At 41.3% G+C, this 13,735-nt stretch carries 16 protein-coding genes; 12 read left to right on the plus strand and 4 right to left on the minus strand.

All coding sequences use genetic code 11. The features are described from left to right. The first annotated feature begins 3 nt into the window (after window positions 1–3). Entirely contained in the window at window positions 4–2,796 is a 2,793-nt protein-coding gene (ppc, locus tag ACESM0_RS03935; protein WP_372903857.1) for a phosphoenolpyruvate carboxylase, read from the plus strand. A gap of 206 nt (window positions 2,797–3,002) precedes the next feature. Next, a complete protein-coding gene (locus tag ACESM0_RS03940; protein ID WP_322572614.1) occupies window positions 3,003–3,221 on the plus strand; it encodes a cold shock domain-containing protein in 219 nt (72 codons plus the stop codon). A gap of 118 nt (window positions 3,222–3,339) precedes the next feature. On the opposite strand, the gene ACESM0_RS03945 is transcribed toward ACESM0_RS03940, so the two are convergent. Together ACESM0_RS03945 and ACESM0_RS03950 are read right to left on the minus strand one after the other, a co-directional pair. Continuing rightward, a complete protein-coding gene (locus ACESM0_RS03945) occupies window positions 3,340–3,777 on the minus strand; it encodes a TraR/DksA family transcriptional regulator (RefSeq protein WP_372903859.1) in 438 nt (145 codons plus the stop codon). Between the two features lie 309 nt (window positions 3,778–4,086). Next, complete coding sequence (locus ACESM0_RS03950; RefSeq protein ID WP_372903861.1) at window positions 4,087–4,935, minus strand: aminotransferase class IV; 849 nt, start codon at window positions 4,933–4,935, stop codon at window positions 4,087–4,089. Window positions 4,936–5,152: 217 nt separating this feature from the next. Between ACESM0_RS03950 and ACESM0_RS03955 the strand changes: the two genes are divergently transcribed. From ACESM0_RS03955 to ACESM0_RS03990, 8 genes are all read left to right on the plus strand, one after another. Continuing rightward, a complete protein-coding gene (locus ACESM0_RS03955; protein WP_372903863.1) occupies window positions 5,153–5,605 on the plus strand; it encodes an SRPBCC family protein in 453 nt (150 codons plus the stop codon). A gap of 47 nt (window positions 5,606–5,652) precedes the next feature. Beyond that, on the plus strand, window positions 5,653–6,297 hold the full coding sequence (locus tag ACESM0_RS03960; RefSeq protein WP_372903865.1) for a Crp/Fnr family transcriptional regulator: 645 nt from the start codon (window positions 5,653–5,655) through the stop codon (window positions 6,295–6,297). A 139-nt stretch (window positions 6,298–6,436) separates the two neighbouring features. Beyond that, on the plus strand, window positions 6,437–6,682 hold the full coding sequence (locus ACESM0_RS03965) for a hypothetical protein (RefSeq protein ID WP_372903867.1): 246 nt from the start codon (window positions 6,437–6,439) through the stop codon (window positions 6,680–6,682). A 108-nt stretch (window positions 6,683–6,790) separates the two neighbouring features. After that, window positions 6,791–7,123 (plus strand): thioredoxin, encoded by a 333-nt coding sequence (gene trxA / locus ACESM0_RS03970; RefSeq protein WP_372903869.1) that lies wholly within the window; start codon window positions 6,791–6,793, stop codon window positions 7,121–7,123. Beyond that, window positions 7,110–7,565, plus strand: a complete 456-nt coding sequence (locus ACESM0_RS03975; protein WP_372903870.1) for an OsmC family protein — start codon at window positions 7,110–7,112, stop codon at window positions 7,563–7,565. Before trxA ends, ACESM0_RS03975 begins: the two co-directional genes overlap by 14 nt. 289 nt (window positions 7,566–7,854) lie before the next feature. Beyond that, a complete protein-coding gene (locus ACESM0_RS03980) occupies window positions 7,855–8,973 on the plus strand; it encodes a trans-sulfuration enzyme family protein (RefSeq protein ID WP_372903872.1) in 1,119 nt (372 codons plus the stop codon). Window positions 8,974–9,062: 89 nt separating this feature from the next. After that, window positions 9,063–9,542, plus strand: a complete 480-nt coding sequence (locus ACESM0_RS03985; RefSeq protein WP_372903874.1) for a hypothetical protein — start codon at window positions 9,063–9,065, stop codon at window positions 9,540–9,542. Window positions 9,543–9,862: 320 nt separating this feature from the next. Further along, the gene (locus ACESM0_RS03990; RefSeq protein WP_372903876.1) at window positions 9,863–10,372 is read left to right on the plus strand and encodes a hypothetical protein; all 510 of its coding nucleotides are present in this window, start codon (window positions 9,863–9,865) and stop codon (window positions 10,370–10,372) included. Between the two features lie 32 nt (window positions 10,373–10,404). Here the strand turns inward: ACESM0_RS03990 and ACESM0_RS03995 are convergent, their stop codons facing one another. Then, on the minus strand, window positions 10,405–11,352 hold the full coding sequence (locus ACESM0_RS03995) for an L-lactate dehydrogenase (protein WP_372903882.1): 948 nt from the start codon (window positions 11,350–11,352) through the stop codon (window positions 10,405–10,407). A 232-nt stretch (window positions 11,353–11,584) separates the two neighbouring features. Between ACESM0_RS03995 and ACESM0_RS04000 the strand changes: the two genes are divergently transcribed. Continuing rightward, the gene (locus ACESM0_RS04000; RefSeq protein ID WP_372903878.1) at window positions 11,585–11,728 is read left to right on the plus strand and encodes a hypothetical protein; all 144 of its coding nucleotides are present in this window, start codon (window positions 11,585–11,587) and stop codon (window positions 11,726–11,728) included. Window positions 11,729–11,762: 34 nt separating this feature from the next. Here the strand turns inward: ACESM0_RS04000 and ACESM0_RS04005 are convergent, their stop codons facing one another. Next, window positions 11,763–12,497 (minus strand): phenylalanine 4-monooxygenase, encoded by a 735-nt coding sequence (locus ACESM0_RS04005; RefSeq protein ID WP_372903880.1) that lies wholly within the window; start codon window positions 12,495–12,497, stop codon window positions 11,763–11,765. A gap of 895 nt (window positions 12,498–13,392) precedes the next feature. On the opposite strand from ACESM0_RS04005, the gene ACESM0_RS04010 reads away from it, so the two are divergent. After that, the gene (locus ACESM0_RS04010; RefSeq protein ID WP_372903884.1) at window positions 13,393–13,659 is read left to right on the plus strand and encodes a DoxX family protein; all 267 of its coding nucleotides are present in this window, start codon (window positions 13,393–13,395) and stop codon (window positions 13,657–13,659) included. Window positions 13,660–13,735 lie beyond the last annotated feature (76 nt).

The following is a 13,735-nucleotide window of genomic DNA, read 5'->3' on the forward strand; positions in this document are numbered from 1 at the left end:
TCTATGAAATGGAAAGAAACAATACAGCACTACGCAAAGAAATCTAATATCAGCGAACCGCTAACGGATAAATTAACATCTCTGACAGGTCTTCTGGAAGAATATCTTGTTCATAATGATAATGAGCCGCTTCGAGAATTAGCCGCTAATCTACCGGATCAGGCGGCATCCGCTCTCGATCAGAATGGTGGAGAAGAGAACAGGGAGTTGGTCGAAAAAATCAGTAAACTCTCTTCAGATGAGATCAGAGGTCTTCTTAGACTAACCACTATTTTTTTCCACCTGGTTAACTCACTTGAACAGCATGAGATTATCCGCATTAACAGAGAGCGCTCCAAAACCATTGATACTGAAAATCCCAGGTCGGAGAGTATCGCAGATGCATTGAGGTATTTTAAAGAGAATGAAATGAGCTACGAGGAAGCGCTCGAACTATTTAAAAAACTTGATATCCAACCGACTGTTACAGCACACCCAACTGAGGCGCGTCGCCGAAGTGTTCTTTACAAACAGGAAAATATTACTGCCAAGATTAATCAGCTTGAAAATGAGAACCTCACTCCCAACGAAAAAGATGCTTATCTGCATCAAGTAGTTAATGAGATAGCCCTTTTGATATCAACCGATGAGGTACGTCCGGAACGACTTACTGTTGAAGATGAAGTTGAAAACGGCCTGTTTTTCTTTTCAAACACAATCTGGGAAACTGTGCCAAGACTATACGATGACATCAGTTCTGCTTTTTCTCAGCAATATAATAAAACTCCAGACCTGCCAATTGTTCTTAAGTATCGCTCCTGGATTGGCAGCGACCGGGACGGTAATCCAAATGTTACACGCGATGTAACCTGGAAAACATTAACCTACCACAGGCGTGTAGCGTTAAAGCTGTATCTGAGAGATCTCAGAATGATTCGCCGCTATCTATCCGTATCGAAAAACTTTGTTCAGGTTCCGGAAAAACTGATAAAATCGCTTAAAAAAGATGAACAGGAGTTTCCGCTCAGCGAGCAGTATAAACGACCCTATAAGAATGAACCTTTTCGGAGAAAGATTACGCACATCATGCACAGACTTCAGTACATGCTTGATGAATTAGATCAGCCTGAACAAGAGGTACTGGAATCAGCAACATACAGAGCTTCAGATTTTATTGAAGACCTGGAGTTGATCGCCGATTCACTTAAAGAAGCCGGACTAGAAGATGTTGCACGTTTTGGAGACTTTAATGATCTGATGATTCGTGCAAAAACTTTCGGTTTCCACATGGCAGCACTCGACATTCGCCAGCACAGCGGACGCCATGAGAGCGCCGTTAGCGAGCTGCTTTCAGAAGCAAATGTTCATTCCAAGTATGAGTCGTTGGACGAGCAGGAAAAAGTTGATCTTCTGATGAGTGAGCTTCGTAATCCACGTCCGCTCGCTCCTATAAATGCAAAACTGAGTGAACCTACCGAAGAGATTTTGAATGTTTTCCGGCTTATTACCACATTGAAAAAGCTGGATGAGAATGCATTTGGCTGCTATATCATCAGTATGACGCATGGTGTCAGTGATATGCTCGAAGTTGTTCTTCTCGCCAAAGAGACCGGTCTCTGGAGAATGAAAAACAACAAGATTGAAAGCGAAATTGACGTCGTTCCTCTGTTTGAAACCATTGAGGATTTGGATATGAGCGCCGAGCAGATGCAGAACATTCTGTCGAATCCGGTGTATAAAGAGCAAGTAAAAGCCAGAAACAATTTTCAGGAAATAATGCTCGGATATTCCGACAGTAACAAAGATGGCGGTTACTGGATGGCCAATTGGGCTCTGCAAAAATCACAATTAGAGTTGGGAGAAGTTCTTCGGAAAAATAACATAGACTTCAGGCTATTCCATGGCCGAGGTGGCTCTGTGGGTCGTGGCGGTGGCCGATCCAATCGTGCAATTTTGGGACTTCCATCTATCAGTAACAACGGACGCATCCGATTTACAGAGCAGGGTGAAATCATCTCGTTCCGATACTCTCTTCCGGAAATTACGCGTCGCCACCTGGAACAGATTGTGAATGCCGTTGCAAGGGTTACGGCTGGTGAAGGCCAAAAGCCGATTGTTGAAGGCGATGAAACCGAATCTACCATGAACAGGATAGCCGAAGGTTCAATGAAGGCTTACAGAGAATTGATAGACGACGAAGAGTTTTGGCCGTGGTTTAAAAAAATCACGCCGGTAGAACATATCGGTAATTTGCCTATTGCATCCCGCCCGGTATCGAGAGGAGGCAAAAAAGGCCTGCAGTTCGAAAACCTGAGAGCGATCCCATGGGTATTCGGGTGGACACAGGTACGATACAATGTGCCCGGTTGGTACGGATTGGGGGCATCTCTAGAATCTCTCTTGGAAGACAAACCGGAAACAATCGATCTGCTCAAAAAGTGGTATAAAGAGTGGAGTTTCTTCGGAACAATCGTGGATAATGCACAGCGCGAGATAGCCCGTACGCACCCGCTCACTTCTCAAATGTACAGTGAAAGATCTGATAAACGGCTCCACGAACGGATCATCAAAGATTTTGAGAGATCCAGGGAGATTATACTGCAAATTACGGATCAGGATGAAATTCTTGACAGCAGAAAAGTGATACAAAATTCAATCGCATTCAGAAATGTCTTCACCTATCCATTGAACCTGATTCAGGTTGAGTTACTGAACAGAAAGGATAATACAGATAGTGAAGAGGAACTGAATGAACTCAAGCAGCTGCTATTTCTAAGCATCAACGGAGTTGCTGCTGCCATGCAGAGCACAGGTTGATCTAAGTTTAAGGGAAGGCATTAGGAAGCCTTCCCTTTACCAAAAAATTATTTTTGTAGATAATAGACATTGGATAACAAAACTCTTATAATAAAGGACACAATATAACAACACCCGGTAAGCCTTTCTTAAGACTGACGCGTTAATTCAACTCTACTCTTCTGAAATACCCTTTATTGGGTGATTAATAATACCAATACAATACAATGACACAACAAGGAACAGTAAAGTGGTTTGATGCCGAAAAAGGATTTGGATTCATTAAGCCTAACGACGGAAGCAAAGATATTTTCGTACACAGAAACAACGTAAACAACCTAGCTCCTAACCAAGGTTTGGAAGACGGAGAAGAGGTCGAATTTGACGTAGAAGAAACTCCTAAGGGATTGAGCGCTGTTGAAGTAAACAGCCTTACATACGAATAAGCGACAAATTTTCCAGTAAAACGGAAATAGTAAAGCCCGTTCTGATTTTTCAGAACGGGCTTTTTTCTTTTGTACCCGGAACCCCTAACCGGGCACTTATCTCTCAAAACTTACCTTCTTAAGCTAAAGCAGCTCTCTTCTTATCCAAACCTTTTTTCTTAGCTTCAACTGTATATCTGGTATGAGGTGCAAACTCAAGGCGTCCCTTCTTAATTGGCTCTCCTGTAGCCCTGCAAATTCCGTACGTTCCATTTTCGATACGTACCAAGGCTCTGTTTAGCTCATTGATATATTTTCTATTTCTTTGGATCAGTCTGTAGGTTAAGTCAAGACTCTCCTCTTTACTGCCCAAATCTCCCATGTGATGAGTCAGGGATGAGGCGTCATCATCATCTGATGAACGTATGTCCTCAATTTGTTTCTGTAAATATTCCAATTCATCCTGTGATTCTTCTCTTTTTCTTAAGATGATCGCCTCAAAATAAGAGAGCTCTTCAGGTGACAAGATTGTTTTAAAGTCTTCAGTCTTTTTGGGGTATTTATTTAAAGCTTCCATCGTCTCAGGGTTAAAATTTTCTGTTGTTATTTTGTTCTACAACAGAATAACCAGAAAACCTATCCCCAAAAATAGGGAAACTCCCTATGGTATATTGAGGATATAGAGCACAGATTCTACTCTTTGTGGGGAACGGTACTACTCCAATACATACAGTTCACTTTAAATGGTGAGATGATTAGATCAAAAGCGGGGATTACACTAGCAAATCGGTGTTTATTCCGCTTCTGCAAAGATATTAGAAATGTGTATGAATCTTGAAGCTTCTTCAGAAACCGACAAATAAATCCTGGAAAAAAAATGATCTCATTATCCATAAAGACGTTTGTCATACTCTTTTTGAACAGACCGAACAATTTCTCCAGGTTTACCGCTTCCAATTTTACGCCTATCAACTTTTATAATCGGTTGAATATCTGTGGTAGTACCTGTGAAAAACAGTTCATCCATATCGTATAGATCATCCTGCCGAACCGGTTCGGTAATAAGAGGTATGTTGAGTGAATTCGCAATATCAATCACCACTCGACGTGTGATTCCGTTCAAAATATAGTTTGAAGCCGGAAAAGTATGAAGCTCTCCATCTTTCACTCCAAAAATATTCGCGTTTGGGCTCTCAGTTACCACCCCGTCCCGAATCATTACCGCACTATTTGCTCCGGCTTCCTTCGCCTGCTGTTTGGCAAGTGTGTTCGGCAACAGATTTATCGTTTTTAAATTGCAGCGCGTCCATCGAACATCCGGAACCGTAATCACCTCTACACCACTTTCATGCAGTTTTTTATGCGGTTTAAACGAACCCGAAGAGAGATAAATTGATGCGGGTACTTCAGGATCAGGGAATGTATGAGTCCGCGGGAAAGCAGCTCCGCGAGTGACCTGCAAGTATACCGTCGCCTCACCTTCAGTATGTCCATTTCGATTAATTAAATCGCGACTGATTTCAGGTATCGAATTTCTGATTTTCTCATTCAAATTAATTTTTAAACCTTTCAATCCCTCATCCAGCCGGATCAGATGCTCCTCTTCCTGAAAAAATTTACCGTTTACAATGCGAGTTACCTCGTACACGCCGTCACCAAATACAAATCCTCGATCTGCAACTGAAATTGCCGCCTTCTTTTGTTCTAGAAATTCACCGTTTAAGTATACCTGCATTATTTGCTGTTTAATTGAACTGTTAATATTCCTGAAAATAGGTAATTGGGTAAACCATTATGGAATAGCCGTAAGCCGTTAAATATACGTTTCGTGTCTCAATTCTGAAATGGAATTATTAAAATGCGTTACCGAATTATGATTGTTTCGCAACTACTAACGATACTTCACGTAAATAGGTGATGTTCTCCTGAAATAAGATTTTACAAATTCACCTATGAAAGAGATTAAGACAATTATTCACATTCACGCACCGGTTCACATTGTTTGGGATACACTGATGAACTTTCAGGATTATTCTCGCTGGAACCCTTTTATTCGGGAGATTGAAGGTCACGCCGAAACCGGAAAACAGATCTCCGTTACCATGCTTCCACCCAATTTCGATAAACCGATGACTTTTAGCCCCAATGTACTCAAGAACGAGAGTCAAAAAGAGTTTCGATGGAAGGGAAAACTTTTTATTAAAGGTTTATTTGACGGTGAACACTACTTTCTTCTTGAGAAGCTTCCCAACGGCAGCACAGCTTTGGAGCACGGTGAATCTTTTTCCGGGCTGATGGTTCCTTTTCTAAAAAGTACAGTAAAGAAAACTGAACTTGGGTTTCAACAAATGAACATTGCCTTAAAAGAGGTCTGTGAAGAAAAATTTCGTTCAGTTAAAAATTAGCCCAAGATAAGTGGTTGAATTTCAAATTCTCTGTTATCTTAACAGGTATGATTAATAATACCCAATCTATCGATAAGCTAAAGAAAATTGCGGAGTTTGAAGCTTCCGAAGAATTTCTGAACGACCTGAGACGCTATGGTCAAATCAGAAAAATGGAACAGGGTGATGTTCTGTTTGAGGAAAACTCATCTATCCGCGCCATTCCAATTATTTTAAAAGGAAGCGTAAAGGTGTATCAGTCCGACGATGAATTCAAGGAGCTTCTTCTTTACTACCTAAAAGAGGGCGATACCTGCATTATGTCTGTTTTAAACGGACTTTATAACGAGAATAATCAGCTTAAAGCGGTAGCAAACGAAAAAAGCGAGGTATTGCTGCTTCCTGTCGAAAAATTGGGAATCCTGACAAAAAAACATCCCGAGTGGATCGATTATATTTTTCGAATATATCACCAGCGATTTCAAGAGCTGCTGGATGTTGTTAATGCCGTGGCCTTCAAAAAAATGGACGAACGTTTACTTCGCTACCTGAAAAAGAGATCTGAAGTGAGTGGAAAACGCTCTATCAAAATTACGCATGAAGAACTTGCAAATGAATTGGGAACGGCAAGGGTCGTCATAAGCCGCCTGCTAAAACAGATGGAGAGTAACAAGCTGGTTCGGCTCAGCCGAAACAAAATCACACTTCTGTAACAATTGTAACTGAGTTTTGCATTTCTGCTCAGTAAATTTCTTCTCGAAGACGGAGATACGGTTTGCACGGTAAGATTACATGTATAGAACCGTTCTAATCTCAGTCTATCTATTTCGAATAACCACAATGTTACAATTTATGTTTTCAAATCTATCTGATCAGTTATTTACAAACTGGCACCCGATGCGTTGGGTTGCCTTGGCATTTGGACTTGTATTGGGCTATAACTGGCTCATGCACAGTGCTTCTCTTTCCGGTGTACTTTCAATCTTTTTCTTGTTTCAGGCTGTAACCAATACAGGATGCATGGCCGGACAATGTGCGCCCAGGGCTGTCCCTTCAGATGATGCCGTTGAAGATGTGGAGTATGAAGAGATAAAGTAGCGCAGTATTTATACAAGAGCTTATACATAGACTTTCTCCTCATTCGGATTGAGGGAACTTTTGTGGTAATCAAATTCAAATTTCAATAACCAAAAACATTACACAGACATGAGCACAGAAACAAAACAGATGACATTTAACGACATAATTAAGGGTGAAACCCCCGTTCTTGTAGATTTTTACGCCGATTGGTGTGGTCCCTGCAAAATGATGGGCCCGATTCTGCAGGATCTAAAAAAGCGTCTTGGAGATAATATCAACATCATTAAGATTGATGCGGAGAAAAATCCTCAGGCAGCTATCAAATACCAGGTGCGCGGGGTTCCATCACTGATACTATTTAAAAACGGACAAATACTCTGGCAGCAAGCCGGTGTAGTTCAGGCAGCTCAACTCGAGCAAATTATCAACCAAAAAACAGCCCAATATGAGCAGCAATGAAGAGCATAGCTATGTGGTAAATATTGCATGGAAAAAGGGCCGCATCGGAACCATGGACTCCCCGGCTATTAACGACAAGCTGGACGTAGCCACACCTCCTGAATTTCCCGGCGGTGTTGAAGGAGTATGGTCACCCGAGCACCTGTTTACCGCATCCGTTAGCAGCTGTTTTCTAACATCGTTTACCGCCGTTGCAGAGTATTCAAAATTTGAGTTTGAAGATCTGAATATCAGCAGTTCAGGTAAGATGAGCCGGGATGAAAACGGAAAATTTGTGATGAGTGAAATAACAATTATAGCAACTCTGATCATCAGTGATGAGGCTAAAGAGAAGAAAGCATACCGTTTATTGGAGAAAGCTGAACAGATCTGCCTGATTACTCGGTCTATAAAAGCGGAAGTAAAACTGGAGCCTTCTGTTAAAATTGAGGTCCCTGCTTAAAGACTTTATTTCATAACTATTCATCAAGAGAGTTGTGGTTATTGGATTGCAGGTTCCTGACAGGGCCTGCAATTTTTTTATCAGCGGATTATTATTTTCTTAAGAAATTACCTTGATTGCCACAGAAATACGAAATTGAGTACAAATGTCCATGCTTTAATGAAATTATAAGCAAATTTTGTTTTAGGTATCTGATTAATACATAACAAAATCATTTATCATCCCCTGCCCCCTTCGAAGGGCAATGGTTAAAACAAATACTATCAAATTAACTCTTAAACTGAAGACTATGCGATTCGAAACAAAAGCCATCCACGCGGGACTCGATATTCACAACCCAACTAAATCGATTGTGCCCCCTATCTCTCCCAGCACCATTTATCAAATCAACGAGGAGGGCCGGGACGAATCGGATCTTCACTATACCAGGCTTGGAAATCCGAATCGACTGCAGTTTGAAAACCTGATTGCAACCCTTGAGGGCGGGGAAGCTGCAGCGGCATTTTCATCAGGTATAGCGGCCGGTATGGCGGTTCTTCAATCCCTGCATCCGGGCGATCATATCATCATCCCGGAAGATGTATATGCGGGAAACCGGAAAATGGTAAATAAGATTATGACCGGCTGGGGAATTGAATCCGACTTTATTGATATGACCGATTTAGAGAACATCGAAAAACATATCCGCCCCAATACTAAGCTGATCTGGATTGAGACGCCATCCAATCCGTTAATGCGTATTACTGATATTGAAGCTGTTACCAAGCTGGCAAAAAAGCACGGAATCCGAACTATGGCAGATAATACTTGGCCCACACCGGTAAACCAGCTACCGCTTGAGCTGGGTGTGGACATCGTACTCCATTCCACATCAAAATACTTTGGCGGGCACAGTGATATTCTGGGGGGCGCACTTGTAGCCAATAAGGATGATGAGTGGTTTGAGCGTATCAAACTGATTCAAAAAATGGGCGGAGCTGTTCCCTCAGCCCAGGATTGCTGGATGCTGAGCCGCAGTACCCGATCGCTCGCATACAGAATGCGCGGCCATAATGAGCACGCTGAAAAAATAGCCCACTTCCTGAATGATCATCCAAAAGTTTCCCAAGTGATCTATCCGGGTCTTCCCTCCCATCCGGGGCATGAAATCGCTAAAAAGCAGATGAAGGGTTTTGGAGGCATGGTTTCATGCCTGGTTGATGCTGATCAAAAGGAGGCTATAGCCATGGTGGGACGTTCAAAATTAATCATGCGGGCTACCAGCCTTGGTGGTGTAGAGAGCACCTGGGAACATCGCCAAAGTAGTGAAGGAGAAGGGTCTGTCACTCCTGTTAACTTGATCCGAATCAGTGTTGGTCTGGAACATCCGGATGATCTTATCGAAGATATCAATCAAGCATTAGGATAATCGATATTTCATTCTGTTTTTATTAAACTTTGGTTATTTTTCTATTAGATTATTCATCACAACACCAACGTTAAGATAAATAGACTGTTATGAACAAAGCTTTAGGTGCCATCTGTGTTTTTTTAGTTATCCTGAGTGGATTTCTTTGGGTAAAAGTGACCAATCTAGAAAATCACGTTCAGGAGCTTCAAAAACCTTCTCTTTACGAAACCATGACTACCATGCAGGCCGTCGTCCATAAGATATCCTACGCCATTGACAACGAGAATGAAGCACTGCTCGATTTCTATATTCACGAGCTTGAGGAAGCAACTGAAGAGATCATTGAAGCGGATTTGGTCTATCATGATCAGCCGGTTGGGCAGTTGACAGAGAACATGTTGGAACCGACTATTGAAGATTTGGAAGACGCTGTAGAGTCCGGCGATTGGAATCGGGTTATGGATAGAAATATGGTCATGATTCAGGCGTGTAATAACTGCCACAACTCAACCGGTTTTGCTGAAGTTGTAGTAACCGAGAAGGGTGAACATAATCCGTTTAATCAGGATTTTTCAAAGCGTGACTAATTTTTGCTCTCAAAGTTACACTACAAATTCAGTTGCTATTAAAATTAATTAAAAACCGAAACGGGTGTAACGCCATAAACAATTACAGAACAGTTATTTAACTCCCATAAAAAATTTAATTTATTTTCTGTGTATCTGTAAGGATTCCTGTTTATTCGTGCCTTACATGTAGAGAACCACGATACACAAATAATAAACAAGAGTACATCCGAGAAGTGCTTGAGCACACTTCTCGACAACCATTTAGGGATTGAGGCTGAAAACCTCAATCCTTTTTTTATTTTACTCACAACTTAAAAACAGATACCGGGAAGGGCACGATGAATTTGGCTAAATTTGGAGCACCTGATTTTGATTTGAGAGAACTTGTTCCGCCAAAACTTTACGATGAACGAGGCAATTCTGCGTTATGGCATCTCAATCCTACACTTCTTAAAGTGGTGCAGTTTACCCGGGACTTTTTGGGAAAAGAGTATAAGCAGGAAGTTTCCGTGATAATAAATGATTGGCTATGGGGCGGTAACTATACTGAGAGCGGCTTCCGTTATCCGGACTCTGAAACCGGTAGTCGTTTGAGTTTTCATAAAGGTGGACTATGCAGTGCCGCGGATTTAAAGTGCCGTATCAAATCGACCAAAAAATGGATTCCGGCCGACGATATTCGAGATTTGATTCTAAATAATGAAAAAAAGTTTATGAAAGTGGGATTAACCACAGTTGAAGCAAAAGAGTACGCACCTACTTGGACTCATATAGACTGCAGACTTACCGGGCTGAATCACATCCTGATTGTACGGCCTCGTTACAAACCCAAGGCTGATGAATCGTAAAGGAGTTTTGCTATCTCTCTGCCAAGTCTGATTTAGCTTTTAAGATTAGCATACTCTTTTTTCAGTAAGCTTGCTGAGTGGACCAACTTTTTCTGTTCCTCGTCAGTCAGTTCCGTTCCGATAATTGATGCCACTCCGTCTTGTGAAATCAGGCAAGGAGTGGCCAAACAGATATCGCTGATACCATACTCACCTTCCAGATGATAAGAGACAGTGAGTACCCTTCTCTGGTTTTTAAGGATCGCTCCCACAATCTGTACCAATGCCAGACCAACTCCAAAATTGGTGGCACCTTTGTAATCAATAATATGATAGGCGGAGTCCCGAACTTCCAGCTCAATCTCCTTTTTCTTTTCCGGCCAGTTCATAATCCCAAGTTGCTTACTGTACTCATCCAGTTGCACACCTGAAATATTCGCCATCGACCAGGCTGCGAACTCACTGTCGCCATGTTCACCAAGGATGTAAGCGTGTATGCTGCCAACATAGACGTCAAAAAAATCACTCAATAAATATTTAAAACGTGAACTGTCCAAAACAGTCCCGGAACCGATCACCCGGCTACGATCCCAACCTGATCGCTCCAGAGCTATCTTTGTCAAGATATCTACCGGATTAGTGACCAGCACAATGGTAGCTTTAGAATTCTGAGCCGTGATCTGATCTACAATACCCTCAATAATGGCCCCGTTTTTTTTCAGCAGATCCAGACGAGTCTCCCCTTTTTTCTGAGCAGCACCGGCTGTAATCACAATTACGTCGGCATCCGCATAATCCTCCTCAGTACCGACATATATATTTATGGTTGGATAAAATGGAAGGCCGTGAGAGAGGTCCAGAACCTGCCCTTTGCAAAGGTCTTCATTAAGATCGATTAAACATATCTCTTCTGCCGCACCATTTTGCGCCATCGCATATGCAAACGTCGCACCTACTGCCCCTGCACCTACAATAGCCACTTTACGCGATCTCCAGGATATATTTTCTTTCTGATGGATTCGATCTTTTTGCTTTTTCATAATATCATCTCAACTAATTAATTTTATATGCAAATATGGTATTAAAAACTTTTTGTATATAGCCTCCGTTCAAAATAAAAAAAACAAACTGAGACATAAATCAGTACAAATAGGCACTCTGATTACTTTGAATGTTGACTATATCGAATATGTTGATATGTATGAATTGGAATCTAGGTAAAAAGGTATCGTCATGGAAAAAAAGAAAAACGATAAATCCGAAAAAAAAGCTAAAAAAACTAAATTGGACAAAGAGCTTGATAAAACATTTCCCGCAAGTGATCCTCCGTCACAAACTCGTCCCGGCCATAATCGCGATAAAGATGATGACAAATAATCAGAAAAAACGCATTCGCTGAACTCTGATATCCTCAGACATTCACCTCTTCTTTTAGGTTTTTTTCGAGCTCACCAACGGAATTAAAAAGCTCTTCGAAGGATCCAATTTCATAATATCGGGTCTGTATTTCTGAAGTTATGAAATCGTTATCCAGAACCTGATCAACCATGTAGGGACGAACCTCAACATTATCTTCAAATATATGATCCGTTTCACCGGCCGATGAAATTATCCCTGCGCCATATATTTGCGTATTTTCATCCTGCTTTATCAAGCCAAATTCAACTGTAAACCAGTATAGACGCTGTAGTTGCTTTTCGACAATTTTATTGTGCCCATACTCAACTCCCAACTTGCCAAACTCTTCTACAAAACGGGCATAGTCGGCGTTCATCAGCAGCGGAATATGGCCAAAAATATCATGAAACATATCCGGTTCCTCGAGATAATCGAGCTGGTCCATTTTTCGAAGCCATGTAGAAGAGCAGAACTTCTTTTCAGAAAGCAGCTTGAAAAAATCAGCCACAGGAATCAGGCCCGGTACTACAACGACCGACCATCCATTTTCCGCAATCAGATACTCATTCAGTTTATCAAAATTCACAATCTCGTCCGGATTCAAAACATCGTTGAGCTGAGTCAGGCAGTTCAAATATTCAGCATTAGCTTTTCCCGGCAGATTCTTCTTCTGTCTTTCAAATAGTGTATTCCAGACCTTACTATCTTCTTCAGTATACTTACTGTAGTCCTGTATCATCTTTTCCATCTGTAAATAAATAGCCTTTTTAGATTCTATTATAGCTGTAAATACGATATACAAATAGAAACGGTCCTCGTTCGTTCCATCCTAAATGGCTATAGATCATCCCTTTTCGCAGTTATACACCTCTCATAAAACTGTATTCAATTGCATCTTAAAACCTTACCCTAAATTATCACGATGCTGGACTGCAATTTAGACTGAGGTGAGTGTTTAACACAACAGAAAAGTTTTCGTACATCATAACAGAAACAGATTTCGGAGAGCACACAATTTCTTAAAAAGTATTGAAGCAATCAAAAGAGTGCACCCATGAAGAAAGTATTGAAGCAAAAATAAAAAAATATTTATTGTTTTAGCCGTAATCTGGACCACAATTACTCTCGGTTTTATCGGTCTAATGGCATTTTCAGGACCTTCGTCATGCTCAATAGACTCTCCTAATAATCAGAAAGTAATTGAAGTTTATGAAATAAATCAAACCCGTGTTGTCTCTGATATAAACCAAACCGAAGTGCCGGACATCACGCAATTTTACACCTGATTCTATTTATAGACTACCAATTCTATTGGGTCTGCTTACTGTAACAGTACTGGAAATTCGAGATAATCAGACATACAACGGATTGCCACAGATTTCTGGAATTGAAGTTACTTTTTAAAAGCTGAACCCCCACTATGTACCCGAACGAAATCAACTCGAAGAAGCTTTTGCTGTCAACAACCGGCACAGAGTTAAAACTCTGACTTCAGACATAAAATAAGCCGAGATATCCAAAAGCATTATGCTTGTCTTAAACTTCTAATCGACAGACGCTTGACCGCTACATTCCAATTCGGATTAATCCTGAATGCCCTGTTTTTTCTGTTCTATGGTTTTCAGTCCCTGAACTCGCAGATGATGATCGATGAGTTTAAGCGCTTCGGCATGACTGATTCGCAACGAAAGTTTACAGGGATCTTGCAAATTGCAGGATCGGCCGGACTGATCGCGGGATTGAAAATGCCTGGCGTCGGGCTCCTGGCCGCAGCCGGATTTACCGCAATGATGCTCGTAGCTTTTATTGTTCGTATTAAAATAAAGGACAATATTCTTCAAGCTCTGCCATCCATTATTTTTATGCTGATCAACGGGTGGCTGACGGTGGGGTTTTTTAAGCTTTGGTAAATTGGATTGCATGCTAATTGAATTTCCAATCCTTAGCTTTTTCACAGGATAAATCTCGGACTCTATTGTACAAACC

Source organism: Rhodohalobacter sp. (assembly GCF_041686455.1).
In the GTDB taxonomy this organism is placed as follows: domain Bacteria; phylum Bacteroidota; class Rhodothermia; order Balneolales; family Balneolaceae; genus Rhodohalobacter.

Bases quoted from the DNA above. Each gene is read 5' to 3' on its own strand.
- ppc (WP_372903857.1), top strand. From the start codon at position 4: ATGAAATGGAAAGAAACAATACAGCACTACGCAAAGAAATCTAATATC.
- ACESM0_RS04005 (WP_372903880.1), bottom strand. From the start codon at position 12,497: ATGGAAAAGATGATACAGGACTACAGTAAGTATACTGAAGAAGATAGT.
- trxA (WP_372903869.1), top strand. From the start codon at position 6,791: ATGAGCACAGAAACAAAACAGATGACATTTAACGACATAATTAAGGGT.
- ACESM0_RS04000 (WP_372903878.1), top strand. From the start codon at position 11,585: ATGGAAAAAAAGAAAAACGATAAATCCGAAAAAAAAGCTAAAAAAACT.
- ACESM0_RS03965 (WP_372903867.1), top strand. From the start codon at position 6,437: ATGTTTTCAAATCTATCTGATCAGTTATTTACAAACTGGCACCCGATG.
- ACESM0_RS03955 (WP_372903863.1), top strand. From the start codon at position 5,153: ATGAAAGAGATTAAGACAATTATTCACATTCACGCACCGGTTCACATT.
- ACESM0_RS03980 (WP_372903872.1), top strand. From the start codon at position 7,855: ATGCGATTCGAAACAAAAGCCATCCACGCGGGACTCGATATTCACAAC.
- ACESM0_RS03940 (WP_322572614.1), top strand. From the start codon at position 3,003: ATGACACAACAAGGAACAGTAAAGTGGTTTGATGCCGAAAAAGGATTT.
- ACESM0_RS03975 (WP_372903870.1), top strand. From the start codon at position 7,110: ATGAGCAGCAATGAAGAGCATAGCTATGTGGTAAATATTGCATGGAAA.
- ACESM0_RS03990 (WP_372903876.1), top strand. From the start codon at position 9,863: ATGAATTTGGCTAAATTTGGAGCACCTGATTTTGATTTGAGAGAACTT.
- ACESM0_RS03985 (WP_372903874.1), top strand. From the start codon at position 9,063: ATGAACAAAGCTTTAGGTGCCATCTGTGTTTTTTTAGTTATCCTGAGT.
- ACESM0_RS03945 (WP_372903859.1), bottom strand. From the start codon at position 3,777: ATGGAAGCTTTAAATAAATACCCCAAAAAGACTGAAGACTTTAAAACA.
- ACESM0_RS04010 (WP_372903884.1), top strand. From the start codon at position 13,393: ATGATCGATGAGTTTAAGCGCTTCGGCATGACTGATTCGCAACGAAAG.
- ACESM0_RS03950 (WP_372903861.1), bottom strand. From the start codon at position 4,935: ATGCAGGTATACTTAAACGGTGAATTTCTAGAACAAAAGAAGGCGGCA.
- ACESM0_RS03960 (WP_372903865.1), top strand. From the start codon at position 5,653: ATGATTAATAATACCCAATCTATCGATAAGCTAAAGAAAATTGCGGAG.